General features: G+C 71.6%; 14 protein-coding genes. 8 read left to right on the top strand and 6 right to left on the bottom strand.

Annotation, left to right across the window (positions count from 1 at the left end; genetic code table 11):
* Window positions 1-44: 44 nt before the first annotated feature.
* Window positions 45-173 (bottom strand): hypothetical protein, encoded by a 129-nt coding sequence (locus ABFX51_RS18840; RefSeq protein WP_346054371.1) that lies wholly within the window; start codon window positions 171-173, stop codon window positions 45-47.
* Window positions 174-389: 216 nt separating this feature from the next.
* A complete protein-coding gene (locus tag ABFX51_RS18835) occupies window positions 390-1166 on the bottom strand; it encodes a GntR family transcriptional regulator (protein WP_091507200.1) in 777 nt (258 codons plus the stop codon).
* A gap of 64 nt (window positions 1167-1230) precedes the next feature.
* Between ABFX51_RS18835 and ABFX51_RS18830 the strand changes: the two genes are divergently transcribed.
* From ABFX51_RS18830 to ABFX51_RS18815, 4 genes are read left to right on the top strand one after another with little or no spacing between them, the layout of a single operon-like run.
* Window positions 1231-2514, top strand: coding sequence for a D-tagatose-bisphosphate aldolase, class II, non-catalytic subunit (locus ABFX51_RS18830; RefSeq protein WP_346054369.1), 1284 nt, complete (start codon window positions 1231-1233; stop codon window positions 2512-2514).
* The gene (locus ABFX51_RS18825; RefSeq protein ID WP_346054368.1) at window positions 2511-3611 is read left to right on the top strand and encodes an SIS domain-containing protein; all 1101 of its coding nucleotides are present in this window, start codon (window positions 2511-2513) and stop codon (window positions 3609-3611) included. The genes ABFX51_RS18830 and ABFX51_RS18825 overlap by 4 nt, the downstream gene beginning before the upstream one ends.
* A complete protein-coding gene (locus ABFX51_RS18820; protein ID WP_346054366.1) occupies window positions 3595-4605 on the top strand; it encodes an N-acetylglucosamine kinase in 1011 nt (336 codons plus the stop codon). Before ABFX51_RS18825 ends, ABFX51_RS18820 begins: the two co-directional genes overlap by 17 nt.
* Window positions 4598-5542, top strand: coding sequence for a DMT family transporter (locus ABFX51_RS18815; protein WP_346054365.1), 945 nt, complete (start codon window positions 4598-4600; stop codon window positions 5540-5542). Before ABFX51_RS18820 ends, ABFX51_RS18815 begins: the two co-directional genes overlap by 8 nt.
* A gap of 8 nt (window positions 5543-5550) precedes the next feature.
* On the opposite strand, the gene ABFX51_RS18810 is transcribed toward ABFX51_RS18815, so the two are convergent.
* Complete coding sequence (locus tag ABFX51_RS18810; RefSeq protein WP_346054364.1) at window positions 5551-6324, bottom strand: GntR family transcriptional regulator; 774 nt, start codon at window positions 6322-6324, stop codon at window positions 5551-5553.
* Between the two features lie 63 nt (window positions 6325-6387).
* Between ABFX51_RS18810 and ABFX51_RS18805 the strand changes: the two genes are divergently transcribed.
* Both ABFX51_RS18805 and ABFX51_RS18800 read left to right on the top strand, forming a co-directional pair.
* Window positions 6388-8457: a glycoside hydrolase family 36 protein gene (locus ABFX51_RS18805; protein ID WP_346054363.1), complete on the top strand. Its 2070-nt coding sequence runs from the start codon at window positions 6388-6390 to the stop codon at window positions 8455-8457.
* Window positions 8458-8461: 4 nt separating this feature from the next.
* Window positions 8462-9205 carry an SDR family NAD(P)-dependent oxidoreductase gene (locus ABFX51_RS18800; protein ID WP_346054362.1) on the top strand — a complete coding sequence of 248 codons (744 nt, stop codon included), beginning with the start codon at window positions 8462-8464 and terminating at the stop codon, window positions 9203-9205.
* Window positions 9206-9289: 84 nt separating this feature from the next.
* Here ABFX51_RS18800 and ABFX51_RS18795 read toward each other — a convergent pair whose 3' ends face one another.
* The 3 genes from ABFX51_RS18795 to ABFX51_RS18785 are packed head-to-tail and all read right to left on the bottom strand — an operon-like array spanning window position 9290 to window position 11945.
* Window positions 9290-10195, bottom strand: coding sequence for an MBL fold metallo-hydrolase (locus tag ABFX51_RS18795; protein ID WP_346054361.1), 906 nt, complete (start codon window positions 10193-10195; stop codon window positions 9290-9292).
* A complete protein-coding gene (locus ABFX51_RS18790) occupies window positions 10192-11073 on the bottom strand; it encodes an NmrA family NAD(P)-binding protein (RefSeq protein ID WP_346054360.1) in 882 nt (293 codons plus the stop codon). Before ABFX51_RS18790 ends, ABFX51_RS18795 begins: the two co-directional genes overlap by 4 nt.
* A complete protein-coding gene (locus ABFX51_RS18785; protein ID WP_346054359.1) occupies window positions 11070-11945 on the bottom strand; it encodes a helix-turn-helix domain-containing protein in 876 nt (291 codons plus the stop codon). Before ABFX51_RS18785 ends, ABFX51_RS18790 begins: the two co-directional genes overlap by 4 nt.
* A 155-nt stretch (window positions 11946-12100) precedes the next feature.
* Here ABFX51_RS18785 and ABFX51_RS18780 point away from each other — a divergent pair, with 155 nt between their 5' ends.
* Both ABFX51_RS18780 and ABFX51_RS18775 read left to right on the top strand, forming a co-directional pair.
* A complete protein-coding gene (locus ABFX51_RS18780; RefSeq protein WP_346054358.1) occupies window positions 12101-12511 on the top strand; it encodes an ester cyclase in 411 nt (136 codons plus the stop codon).
* The gene (locus ABFX51_RS18775; protein ID WP_346054357.1) at window positions 12511-13086 is read left to right on the top strand and encodes a TetR/AcrR family transcriptional regulator; all 576 of its coding nucleotides are present in this window, start codon (window positions 12511-12513) and stop codon (window positions 13084-13086) included. The genes ABFX51_RS18780 and ABFX51_RS18775 overlap by 1 nt, the downstream gene beginning before the upstream one ends.
* Window positions 13087-13096: the final 10 nt, after the last annotated feature.

The raw sequence follows: 13096 nt of genomic DNA, 5'->3' as shown, positions 1-13096 counted from the left end.
TCCCCCAGTGGGCGGGCCCGCCCGTCGACGGGCCCGCCCGCCGGTCAGCAGAGCGAACAGGTGGTCACGGTCCGCGGTGGGATCTGCTGGCTCGGCGGCTCAGCGGCGGTGGCGGGCAGTTCGAACTCCTGCACGTCGAGTTCCAGCAGGTCTTGCGTTTCGTTCGCGTGCATCGATCTCCTCCTCTGGTCAGGAAAGTGCGCTCGGATGGAGCGTTTCCGACGATAACGGAGCCCGTCCCGGCAGGACCCCGACTGCCATATAGTCCACCGAACCTTGCCTGATCAATCACGACTTTCGTTGTGCGTTTTCGTTCCCCGGTGCCGGGATGTGCGTAACACAGTCCGTTGTGGACAGAGATCGCGCCGGAAATGTCCCGGATATCCGTGCTACGTGATCCCGGCCCGGAACTGGTACCGGTCCCCCCGGTACGCCTGGTCGGTGACCTCCAGCGGATGCCCGTGCTGGCTGTAGGTGAGCTGCCGCGCCATCAGGACCGGGACCGAGGTGCCTTCCAGCTCCAGCAGCCGTTGCTCCTCGCGGTTGGGGGGCCTGGCCTCCACGGCGTACTCGGCACGGCGCGGGATCTGGGGCGGGTCGGCGGTCAGCAGCGTGGCGTACAGCGAGGCCCGGGTGAAGTCCGTGTCGGCGAGGGCCGGGCACAGGGCGAGCGGCAGCCGGTTGTGTTCGAGGACGACGACCATCCCGTTGAGCGAGCGCAGCCGCCGCATCTCGAAGAGGTCGTCGCCCGGGGTGATGCGCAGGCGCTGCGCCTCCCGGACCGTGCAGGGCCGGACGCGGGACAGCAGAACGCGGCTGCTGAGCGGGATCCGGTGCTTGCGGGCGTAGTCGGCGAACCCCTCGACGTGGGTGGTGGCGGTCGCGGTGGTCACCTCGCCCGCGACGAACCAGCCCCGGGCCGGGGCGGCCTGCACGGCCCCGCGCTCGGCGAGGAACGCCAGCGCGGAGCGCATCGTCACCCGCGAAGCGTGGTAGCGCTCCGCGAGGACGCGTTCGGACGGGAGGCGGTCACCGCTGCGCGCCCCGCTCGCCCGCAGGTCCTCCCACAGCCGGCCGGCGATGCGCTCGTACAGCGGGAGCGAACCCGGGTCGAACGCGCCGCGGGGGAGCGGGAGGGGCTTGAGGCCTCGGTAGGGACCGGACATACCAGTACGATACCAGTATCAGATTCATTGCAGACCAGTCTGCGTCTCCCTACCTTTTCGCGGCATGACTTCACTGCACGAACTGCCGTCCCGGCACCGGGACGGCGGAGTCGGCGTCACCTCCGTGTGTTCCGCGCACCCCCTGGTCATCGAGGCCGCCGCGCTCGAGGCGCTGGCCGGTGACGGGCTGCTGCTGGTCGAGGCGACGTCGAACCAGGTCGACCAGTACGGCGGGTATACCGGTATGCGACCGGCCGACTTCGCGGCGCTGGTGCACGAGATCGTCGACCGCGTCGGCCTGCCGCGCGAGCGGGTCGTGCTGGGCGGGGACCACCTGGGCCCGCAGCGGTGGCGTGACCTCGGTCCGGAAGAGGCGATGGACCGCGCCGACGTCCTCGTGACCGCCTACGTGCGGGCGGGTTTCACCAAGATCCACCTGGACTGCAGCGAGGCGTGCGCGGGCGATCCGGTTCCGCTGCCCGGCACCCTGGTCGCCGAGCGGGCCGCCCGGCTCGCCAGGGCGGCCGAGAAGGCGGCCGTCGAGCTGGGCAGGCCGGCGGAGCTGAGCTACGTGATCGGCACCGAGGTCCCGGTCCCGGGCGGGGCGCGCGAGACCATCGAGTCGCTCACCCCGACCACCCCCGATGCGGCACGCGCGACCGTCGCCGAGCACCGCGCCGCGTTCGCCGAAGCCGGCGTTGCGGACGCGTGGCAGCGGGTGATCGCGCTGGTCGTGCAGCCGGGGGTGGAGTTCGACCACGTGCGGGTGTTCGACTACGCGCCCGAGGCGGCGCGGAACCTCAGCGCGGTCGTCACCGAGTACCCCGGTCTGGTCTTCGAGGCGCACTCCACCGACTACCAGACCCGCGACGCGCTGGCGCGGCTGGTGCGTGATCACTGGGCGGTGCTCAAGGTCGGGCCCGGCTTGACGTTCGCCCTGCGCGAGGCGTTGTTCGCACTCGCGGCGATCGAGGACGAGCTGGTGCCCGAGGGCGACCGGTCGCGCCTGGTGGACGAGCTGGAGGCGGCCATGCTCGCCGACCCCGTGTGGTGGGCGGGGTACTACGACGGCGATCCCGGCGAGCAGCGCCTGGCCCGCCGCTACAGCTACAGCGACCGGTCGCGGTACTACTGGCCGCAGCCCGCCGTGGCGGCGGCCGTGGACCGGCTGTTCCACAACCTCGACACCGTCGGCATCCCGCTGCCGATGCTGAGCCAGCACCTCCCGGACCAGTACCGGCGTGTGCGTACCGGCGAGCTGTCCACCAGCGCACGGGCGCTGGTCATCGACCACGTCCGCGACGTGCTGCGCGACTACGCCTACGCCTGCGGCAAGGTCACCGCATGACCGGGAACCTGTGGACCGCACGAGAAATCGCCCAGCAGCCGGACGTCTGGCGCACGCTCGCCGCGTCCCTCGCCGCCGACAAGCCGCGCATCGACGCGTTCCTCGCGCCACTGCTGGCCAAAGAGGACCTGCGGATCGTGCTCACCGGTGCGGGTACTTCGGCGTTCGCCGGGCAGATCCTCGCGCCCGGGCTGTCGAGGACGCTGCGCCGGCGGATCGACGCCGTCGCCACCACGGACCTGGTGAGCAACCCGCGCGAGTACCTGGCCGAGGACGTCCCGACGCTCCTCGTCTCCTTCGCGCGCTCCGGGGACAGCCCCGAGTCGCTCGCCGCGGTCGAGCTCGCGGAGGAGGTGCTCTCCGACTGCCACCACCTGGTCCTCACGTGCAACCCCGACGGGCAGCTGTACCGGAACACCGCGGGAGAGCACAGCCTTGCGCTGCTGATGCCCGAGGGCACCAACGACCGCGGTTTCGCGATGACCTCCAGCGTCACCAGCATGATGCTGGCCGCGCTCACCGTGCTGGGCGCGAACCCGGACGTCACGCTCCTCGCGGATGTCGCGGCGGACGCGCTACCCGACCTCGCCAAGCGGGCGCGCGTGCTCGCGGAGGACGGCGCCGACCGGTTCGTCTACCTCGGCAGCGGCCCGCTGACCGGGCTCGCCCGCGAGTCCGCGCTGAAGCTGCTGGAGCTGACGGCGGGCCGGGTCGTGAGCTACTTCGACTCCTCGCTGGGGTTCCGGCACGGGCCGAAGTCCGTGCTCAACCCCGCCACGGTCGCCCTCGTGTACCTGTCCAACGACCCCTACACGCGCCGCTACGACCTCGACATCGCCCGCGAGCTGCGCGCGGACCTGCCCGAGGGGCAGGTGATCACCATCGGCTGCCGGGACGACGCGGAGGAGGAGACGTGGTCGTTCCCGGGGCTCGGCCACCTGCCCGACGCCACCGTCGCACCGGTGCTCCTGCTCGCCGCACAGCAAGTCGCACTGGCGACGTCCCGCGCGCTCGGGCTCGACCCGGACAACCCGTTCCCGGCCCACGAAGTGAACCGGGTCGTGAAGGGAGTCACCATCCATGCCCTCGACGAATGAAGCCGGCGTGTTCCTCGGGGTGGACGGCGGTGGCACCAAGACCGCGTTCGCGCTGCTGACCGGCGACGGCGAGCTGCTCGCCACCGCGCTCGCGCCGAGCAGCTACTACCTCGGGCACAGCATCGACCTGGTCGAGGAGGTCCTGCGGGCCGGGGTCGAGTCGGTGTGCGGCGAGACCGGGATCCCCGCCGCGGCGTTCACGTACGCGTTCGTCGCGCTGCCCGGCTACGGCGAGGTGAGCGCCGACCTCGACACGCTGAACGCGATCCCCGGCCGGGTGCTGGGCCACCAGCGGTACCGCTGCGACAACGACATGGTCGCCGGCTGGGCGGGTTCGCTGGGTGCCGTTGACGGCGTCAACGTGATCGCCGGGACCGGGTCCATGACCTACGGCGAGCGCGCGGGCCGTGGACTGCGCGTCGGCGGCTGGGGCGAGCTGTTCGACGACGAGGGATCCGCCTACTGGATCGCGATCCGCGGGCTCAACGCGTTCGCGCGGATGTCCGACGGGCGGCTGCCCGCCGGGCCGCTGCTCCGGCACCTGCGGGACCACCTGCGCCTGGCCACCGACCTGGACCTCGTCGACGTCGTGCTCAACCGCTGGCAGGGCGACCGGATGCGGGTGGCCGCACTCGCCAGGGTCGTCACCGCCGCCGCGGCCGACGGCGACACCGAATGCGCCGCGATCCTCCGCGAGGCGGGCGTGCGGCTGGCCGATCTCGTGCTGGCCACCGTCGACCGCCTCGGCTACGCACCCGGAGAGGTCGTCCCGGTTTCGTGGTCCGGCGGCGTTTTCGCCAGCGACGAAGTGCGTGAGGCCTTCCGCGAACGGCTCGACGGCGCGCCCGTCGAGCTGTGCACCCCGCTCCTCCCGCCGGTACTCGGCGCCGCGCTCTACGCGGCCCGGCTGGCCGGCACCCCACTGCGCGCCGAAGCCGTCGACCGGCTGCGGACCCACGCGACCACCGTTCCCCAAGGAGGCGACGATGCCTGACCTGACGAAACCCCGCGGCAACCGCTGGATCCCCTACGCCGGACTGCTCGTGTTGTTCTGGGGGGTGTGGGGTGCGTTCTCCGGCACCCCGACGTCCTTGTACGACTACCCCAACGAGATGGTCTACATCCTGTGGGCGGTCACGATGATCATCCCGGCCGCGTTCGCGATGCGCGGCCAGAAGCTCGACCGGCGGCCGGTCGCGGCGTTGTACGGCCTGATCGTCGGCCTCACCGGCGCGGGCGGCCAGCTCGTGTTGTTCAAGGCGCTGACGATCGGCCCGGCCTACCTGATCTTCCCGCTCATCTCGATCTCGCCCGCGATCACCGTGCTGATGGCCGTGGCGATCCTGCGGGAGCGCATCCGCCCGCTCGCCACCGTCGGCGTGGTCGCGGCGCTGGCGTCCATCGTCCTGTTCAGCATCAGCAGCGGCTCGGGTGACGCGGCGACGGGACCGTGGCTGGTCCTGGCGCTGATCGTGATGATCGCCTGGGGCGTGCAGGCCTACTACATGAAGAAGGCCGCCACCGTCGGCGTCAACGACGCCACGACGTTCGTGTGGATGACGATCAGCGGCCTGCTCCTCGTGCCCGTGGCGTGGTTCATGATGGGGGAGTTCCCCAGCCACGCCCCGTGGCAGGCGCCCGCGCTCACGCTCGGCACCCAGCTGCTCAACGCCGTCGGCGCGTTGTTCCTCGTGATGGCGCTTTCCCGCGGCAAGGCCACGATCGTCGCGCCGGTGACCAACGCGCTCGCGCCGGTGCTCACGATCATCCTCTCGCTGATCGTCTACCAGACCCTGCCCTCGGTGTACGGGTTCATCGGCATCGTCCTGGCGATCGGCGGTTCGACGCTGATGGTCTACGCCGACGAGTCCGGCCCCACCACCGAGGTCACGGGTGACGTCGGCGCCGCCGTCCACTCCGACCGGTCCTGACGGCGGTTTCAGGCCTGGTTGGTGATCGAGGCCCGGAAGCGGTAGCGGTCCCCGCGGTAGACCTGCACGGTCAGTTCGATCGGGCGGTCCTCCTGGTTGAAGGTCAGCTGGGTCGCCACGAGCATCGGCATCGTGTCGCCGGTTTCCAGCAGCTCCCGCTCCCGCGGCGTCGGGTGCCGGGCCTCGACCGAGTAGTCGGCGACGCGCGGCAGCTGCGGCGGGTCCGCCGCGCGGAGGGTCGCGTACAGCGAGGCCTTGCCGAAGTCGGTTCCGGCCAGCGCGGGGCAGACCGCCAGCGGGAGGCGGTTGTGCTCCAGCACGACCACCAGGTCGTCGAGGAAGCGCAGCCGGTGCAGGTCGAAGAGGTCGGCGCCGGGGGCGATCCGGAGCTGTTCGGCCTCGGGCACCGTCGCCGGGCGGACCGTCGCCGACAGCACCCGGCTGCTCGCCGTCAGGCCGTTGACCTCCGCGTAGTCGGCGAAGCCCTGGACCTGCGGCGCCGCCGCGGCGGGCGCCGGGGCCCCGAGCTCGGCCACGAACCACCCGCGCGACGACGTCGGGCGCACGATGCCCCGCGCCTCCAGCTCGGCGAGGGCGGCGCGCAGCGTGACGCGGGAAACGCCGTACCGGGCGGACAGCGCTCGCTCGGACGGCAGCCGGTCGCCCGTGCGGGCGCCGGTGGCGCGCAGCTCGTCCAGCAACCGGGCGGCGGTGCGCTCGTACAGCGGGAGCGCGTCGTCCGCGAACAGGCCACGCGGCAGCGGCGTCCTCGCAACGGTCATACCAGAACCATACCGGTCCTCCCGGCGCCGGAATCCGAGATCCAGAACGAAGGGAAGTGCGACATGGCGAACATGCAGCGGCGGACCGTGCTGAAGGTGGCGCTGGGAGGTGCCGGACTGGCCGCCTTCCCCGTGCTGGCCGGTGGCGGCGCGGCGGCCGCGACACCCGGCCGCCCGCCCGGTTTCGCCGGGGTCGGCGACAGCTCGATCACAGTGGAGTTCGACGACCGGCTCCGCAGCCGGGTCACCTTGGCGGGCAAGGCGGTCACGCGGTTCGATGCGAGCGAAGCCCTGGTGCTCGGGGACCGGACGATCGAGGAGTTCAGCTACCGCGGCCACCAGACCCGCGACACCTGGCACCCGCAACACGGCCCGGGAGTCCAGGTGACGCTCCAGGGCGATTCCGCGGAGGGCGTGCGGAAGACGGTGGAGCTGACGTCGTTCCAGCGCCTCGCGGGCATGGTCGTGATGAAGGTGACCTACACCAACCAGTCCCGTACCGCGCTGCCCGTCACCGGGTGGCGCAGCGGTGCGCATGAGCTCTTGGCTGCACCGGGGGGTTTCTACACGTTTTCCGGCACCACGCACGAGGACCGGCGGGACTGGGTGCAGCCGGTGACGGACGGGTTCGCCCAGGAGAACTCGCTGGGGATGGTGGCTTCCGACTACGGCGGCGGCACCCCGCTGGCGACCGTGTGGCGCCGGGACGCCGGTTTGTCCGTGGGGCACGTCGAACCGGTCGCCAGGATCCTGCGCCTGCCGGTGCGGAGGACGGCGGCCGGTGCGAGCATCGCGGTCGAAGGCGACGCCGCTGGTGGGCTGGCACCGGGCAGGCAGCTGGCCACCGACACCACCTTCCTGGTGGCCCACGCAGGCGATCATTTCGTTCCGCTGCAACGGTACCGGCAGTACATGGGGGACATCGGCCAGCGCGCCCCCGAGACCCCGGCCGCCGCGCTCGAACCCATCTGGTGCGCGTGGGGTTACGAGCGCGGGTTCACCGTGGAGCAGGTCGTCGGCACCCTGCCCAAGGCGGCCGACGTGGGTCTGAAGTGGGCGGTGCTCGACGACGGCTGGCAGACCAACGAGGGCGACTGGGACCTCAACAGGGAGAAGTTCCCGCGCGGTGAAGCGGACATGCGGGACTTCACGCGGCGGATCCGCGAGGCGGGCATGCGGCCGCGCCTGTGGTGGGCCCCGCTCGCGGCGGACCCGGACAGCAACCTGTTCCGGCAGCGTCCCGACATGTTGCTTTTGGACAGTGCGGGCAACAAGCAGCAGGTGACGTGGTGGGACGCCTTCACGCTGTGCCCGGCGTACGAGCCCACCGTGGAGTACTTCGTCGCGCAGGCGACGAAGTTCATCCGGGACTGGGGCTACGAAGGGCTCAAGATCGACGGCCAGCACCTCAACGCCGTGCTGCCCTGCCACAACCCGGCGCACCGGCACGCCCGGCCCGAGGAGTCGACTGAGGGGCTGGCGCGGTTCTGGAAGCGCATCCACGACGCCGTGCACCAGGCCAACCGCGACGCGGTGGTCGAACTTTGCCCGTGTGGCACGGCTTTCGCGTTTCACAACCTGCCCTATGTGGACCAGTACCCGGCCTCGGACCCGGAGTCGTCCTACCAGGTCCGCAGCAAGGGCAAGACGATGAAGGCGCTGATGGGCCCCGGCAGCAGCTACGCGGGCGACCACGTCGAACTCAGCGACGGCGGCGATGATTTCGCGTCCAGCTACGGCGTGGGCGCGGTGCTGTCGACCAAGTTCACCTATCCCGCGGCGTCGGCGGAGGACCCGTACGTGCTCACCCCGGAGAAGGAGGTGCTCTGGCGGAAATGGGTGGGCCTGTACCGGAAGAACATGCTCTCGACGGGCGAGTACCGGGGCGAGCTGTACGACATCGGTTTCGACAAGCCGGAAGCACACGTGGTGGCGAAGGGGAGGACCCTGCACTACGCCTTCTACGCCGCCCGGTGGGACGGAAAGGTCGAACTGCGCGGCCTCGGCCGTGGCCGGTACCGCCTGACCGACCCGTTCGCGGGTGCCTCGCTCGGGGTCGTCGATGCGCGGCACAACACGGTGCAGCTGGCTTTCGAGCGCTTCCAGCTCATCGTGGCGGAGCCGCTCGGCTGAGGACATGGGAAAGCTGGACGGCAAGGTGGCGAACGTGACCGGGGGGCACGGGGGATCGGGGCGGCGTCGGCACTGGCGCTGCCGACGAGGGAGCCGACGTCGCGATCAGCTACTCGTCCTCGGCGGAGCGGCCGAGGCCGTGGTCGCCGACCTGGAAGCGAAAGGGGTGCGTGCGGCGGCCTTCCAGGCCGACCAGGCGGATGCGGCCCAGGCGGCCGGCTTGATCCGGCGCGTGGCCGAGCGGTTCGGGAAGCTGGACATCCTGGTCGACAACGCGGCCGTGGGCGGTGGCGGCCTGCTCGGCGGTGAACCCGCCGACCAGGCCACCATCGATCGGCGGCTCGCCGTCAACTACACGAGTGTGGTGGCCGCGGTCCAGGCGGCGGTGCCGCTGCTGCCCGACGGGGGACGGATCGTCAGCATCAGCTCGGGTGTGGCCACCCGGGCGGGTTTCCAGGGGATGGCGTACTACACGGGCACGAAGTCGGCCCTCGAGGGCTTCAGCCGGGGCGCCGCGCGCGATCTGGCGCACCGGGGCATCACGGTGAACGTCGTCCAGCCCGGATTCGTCGACACAGAAGGAAACCCCGCCGACGGCCCGGCCGCATCGGTGTTCCTCCCGACCGCGGCGATGGGGCGGTACGGCAGGCCGGAAGAGATCGCCGCGGGCGTCGTCTTCCTCGCCAGCCCGCAGGCCTCCTACGTCACCGGCGCGGTGCTGAGGATCGACGGCGGGTACGCGGCATAACCGCCCGCAGGCGGCTACGGACGGCGGTGGCGCAAATCCGGTACAGCGCCGCCTTGCCCACGCCGGCCCGCCGCCCGTTCCGTGCTACTCGTCGGCAGGCGTCTGAAGCGGGCGGTACGGGGCCGGGACCCACTCGTATTCACCGTCGTGAACGCGGATCCTCCCGATTCCCGGGAAGGGGAGGTGCGCGGCCCCGATGGCCCACTTCCGCGCCCGGGCGTCTGCCAGGACGCGGAGCCGTGCCGCACGGGCACCGGCGCGATCGCTGTCGATCTCCATGGTGACGTGCGGAGCGCGCAGCTGAACGGTGTGGGAGTGCATGGTGTCGCCCCAGAACAGCAGGTGTTCCCCGCCGCTGCCCAGGAGGTAGCCGGTGTGGCCGGGCGTGTGGCCGCGCAGGTCCACCGCGGTCACCCCCGGCACCGGCTGGTCTCCCGGCCGGAACGTGGCGAGCCGTCCCGCCGCGCGGTAGGGGAGCAGGGCCTGTGCCGCCCAGTGGTGGATCTGTGCCTGCACCCCCTCGGCTTGCGCGGCGACGGCGTCGTCGAGCCAGTGCCCGGCTTCCTCCGCCGACACGTGCACGGTCGCCGACGGGAACGCCGGGTCACCCCCGGGTGTGATCAAACCGAAGACGTGATCGGGGTGGAGGTGCGTGATGAGGACGTCGTCGACCTCGGCGGGCGAATGCCCTGCGGCAGCGAGGTTTTCGAGCAGGTGGCCGGTGCCGGGCCCGAGGGAGGTGCCCGCACCGGCGTCGACCAGCACGGTGCGTCCGCCGGTGGTGAACAGGAAGGTGTTCACGGCCGTCAGGAGGTCCCCTTCGGGCGGGAGGAACCCGTCGGCCAGCAGCTCGGTGATCCGCTCGGGCGGCTCGTCGTGCATGTCGGCGGCGTGGATCGGCAGGGCGCCGTCGTAGACGGTCGTGATCGTGATCGCGCCGACGCGGGTGCGGGTGAAGCCAGGGACCTGGAGCAAAGTGGACGGTTTCATGCGATGACCCTCGCGAGGAAGTCCTCGAACGTCGTGGGTGTGGTGGTTTCGGCGTCCCGCGGCTGGGCCATGGCGATCCGGCGGTCGGCGACGTCCGAGGTCATGGCGGTGGTCCCGTCGGCCATGTGCTCGGAGAACCCCGCCGCGAGGAGGCCGTCGCGCATCGCGGTGGTGTCGATCCGCTCGTAGCGGGCGTCCGGCCGTCCGACGGCTTTGCCAATGGCGGCAACGATTTCGTCGAGCGTGACGTCGCGGGGGCCGTGCAGTTCGAGCACCCGGCGCGGGGCTTTCCGGCGCCCGCTGAGGAGATCGGCGGCGACCGCCCCGATGTCCGCCGTGGCGATCGCGGGGAGCGGCAGGTCCGCGGGGATCAGCCCGCGCGCGGTGCCGGTCTCCCGGACCTCCTCGATCATCGGCAGGGCGTTTTCCATGAACCAGCCGGGGCGCAGGTGGATCGTCTCCACGCCGGTGAGGGTGTCGAGGGCTTCTTCGAGCGGGCGCAGCCCCCACACCGGTCCCCGCGCGCCCGGGTGGTTCGCGGCCCAGCCGCTCAGGCTCACGATCCGTGTGAGCCCCTCGAGCCCGGCGAGGCCCTTCCGGTGCGCGGTGATGACCCGTTGCTGGAAGCCGGGGAAATCGGTGCTCGTGGGGGCGAGACCGGGGGCGATCATGACGAACGCCGCGTCGGCACCGGCGAAGGCGTCGCGGATGCTGACCTCGTCGTCCGTGCGGACTTCGACGGCTTCGGCGCCGCGGTCGGCGAAGGCGCGCAGCCGGTCGCGGCTGCGCCCGAGTACCCGGACCTCCTGACCGGCGGCGAGCAGCGCGTCGGCCACGGCCGAACCCGTGTGGCTGGTGGCAGAGGACACCACGATCATGGTTGTTCCTTTCGGCTCGCGGCGAGGGTGGCGAGCAGGGTGAGCCGCTCGGCCGACGGCGTGCCGGCCTCGGCGACGCTGATGATCAGGCGCTGCCCGGGGTCGTCGGGCAGGCGGAGGATCTCTTCGTTGACCACGAGGTCCCCGACGAGCGGGTGCCGGTAGCGGCGGACGGTGTGCAGGCAGTCGCGCACCGGGTGGTGCCGCCACAGGCGCGAGAAGTCCTCGCTGCCGGTGGCCAGTTCGGACACGAGCCGGTGGAGCGCGAGGTCGTCCGGTCGTTCGGCCGTCGCCATCCGCAGGTAGGACACGAGGTCCTCGGCCTGGCGCGCCCAGTCGGCGAAGAGGTCGCGGGCGGCCGGGTCGAGGAAGACCCGCCGGGCCTGGTTCGGCGGTTCCGGCGTCCCGACGGCCGCGACTTCCGCCTCCGTCAGGCACCACAACGCGTATCCGAGCGGGTTGCCCGCGAGGATGTCCGTGCGCCTGCCGACGAGTACGGCGGCGCCCAGGCTCCCGGCGACGAGATCGCGGACGGGACCTCGCACGCGGTCTTCGTGCCCGGCCCCCCGGACCGGCGGCAGGGCCCGCGCCAGCCGGTAGAGGTGGGCCCTTTCGTCGGCGGAAAGCCGCAGTACACGTGCGATCGCGTCCAGGACCGCGTCCGAGACCTGGTGGTTCTCGCCCCGTTCCAGCCGCGTGTAGTACGTCGTGCTGAGCCCGGCGAGCTCGGCGACCTCCTCGCGCCTGAGCCCCGGCACCCGGCGCTGTTCCCCGTAGGACGGGGTGATGCCCAGCTCCCGCGGGCTGACCGAGGCCCGGCGGGAACGGAGGAACTCACCGAGTTCTCCCGGCGACGGCTTGCCGACCACCATTTCCTCCAGACTCTCGTCTCCCGGCGGACTTCCCGGGCCCAGTGTGGATCGCGACCCGCTGCCGCTGCCTGTCCACGCGATGGACAGGCAGCGGGCTGTGGTCCTCTGCTATGTTTGTCAGCAGTGTCAAACATAGCTCGCGGAGGTGGTGCGTGGTGAACGCGGTGGAAGTGGTCGAATCGTTCTGGCGTGACGTGTGGAACGCGCGCAATCCCGCCGCCGTCGACGAGTACGTCGTCGAGGACTTCGTGATCACCAACGCCGGTCAGCGCATCGAGGGCCGCGAAAACTTCAAGAGGTGGATCGCGGCGTTCCTGGCCCAGGTCCACGACTTCGAGCTGGAAGTGCTCGAGACCTTCCAGAACCACGACGGCAGCAGGGTCGCGTCGCGGTGGCGCGTGCACGGGCGCAACAACGGCGTGCTCGGCACCGAGCCGGACGGGCGCCCGATCTCGTTCACCGGCACAGCCGTGTGGGAGGTGCGCGAGGACGGGAAGCTGGTGCACAACCACGTCGAGCGCGCGTCGTGGGAGCTCTTCCAGCGCCTCACCACGGCACCGGCGTGATGGCGGGAGTACGGCAGTTCGACGAGCGGGTCGCTCTCTCGCGCGCGCTGAACGTGTTCGAGGAGCGGGGGTTCCGCGACACGTCGATGCTGGACCTGGCGGCGGGCACTGGTGTCCAGCGGGGCTCGCTCTACCACGCCTACGGGGGCAAGGAGGAGATCTTCCTCCGCGCGTTCCGCGACCACACCGAGCGGTTCCTGGCCGGAGCCGCGGCGGCGCTCGACCGCCCGGACGCTCGGTCGGCGCTGTTGTCGTTCTTCGGCTACTGCATCGGCGCGATCACGAGCGGGTCGCCGCCCCGTGGCTGCCTGTCCACCCGCACGGCCATCGAGGCGGCCACCGCGTCCCCCCGCCTCGCCACCGCGGTGCGCACCATGCTCGACGACCTGGAGAACGTCGTCCACGACCGGCTGGCCGCGTTCGGCGACGGCGTGCTGAACGTCGAACCCCGGGCGGCCGCGCGCCTGATCGTCGCGACCACCCGGGGTATCGCGGTGATGGAGAGGGCTGGCCACGGCCCCGCCGAGTTGCGCGCCATCGCCGAGACCCTGGTGGCATCGCTCGTGCAGGGGTGAGCACCACCCC

The organism is Amycolatopsis dongchuanensis (assembly GCF_039542405.1).
Lineage (GTDB): Bacteria > Actinomycetota > Actinomycetes > Mycobacteriales > Pseudonocardiaceae > Amycolatopsis_E > Amycolatopsis_E sacchari.
The sequence above is the reverse complement of the archived record's forward strand: the minus strand, read 5'-3'. Positions and strand labels throughout refer to the sequence as shown.